Source organism: Ochrobactrum sp. SFR4 (genome assembly GCF_019730395.1).
In the GTDB taxonomy this organism is placed as follows: Bacteria; Pseudomonadota; Alphaproteobacteria; order Rhizobiales; family Rhizobiaceae; genus Pseudochrobactrum.
This window is the reverse complement of the sequence record NZ_JAAPBB010000245.1, coordinates 1-420: the sequence shown is the minus strand read 5'-3', so window position 1 is coordinate 420 and position 420 is coordinate 1. Positions and strand designations below refer to the sequence as shown.

Annotated in this window: 1 protein-coding gene; it reads left to right on the top strand. The window is 49.3% G+C overall.

What is annotated here, in order from left to right; genetic code table 11:
- A partial coding sequence (locus HBA93_RS18820; RefSeq protein ID WP_221724312.1) for a hypothetical protein occupies positions 1-420 on the top strand: 420 nt, incomplete at both ends.

Here is a 420-nt window from a genome sequence, read left to right as displayed (position 1 = left end):
CTGATCTACGCCACAGGCTGCGTCAGTTACGCTGGTTTCGGGCGACTTTGCGCAAACATGCCAATCTGATCTCCGAAATGACCGGTGTGCGTTATGACATTGATGAAAAACGTCTGACCGAAGCCTTTCTGAACTGGATTGAGCTGGTCAATCAGAACAAGCATTACGCGGCTGTTGATCGGAAAGATTTCATTATATTTGCAGCCGGTCTGGTTCTGAAAGAATTGATCCGTCTCGCACCCGCAAAAGCCGTAAATCCACCCGACAACGAACTGAGCGGTGAGCTTGAAAATTTAACTGAAATCATCCGTTTTTGGCCGGAGGGTTTCCTTTATACCAACTACTGCATCTGCGCGATTGCTGCCGTGCAGGAACAGGAGTTCGGCACCAGTCCTGATATCGACCAAAGTGCCAGTGATC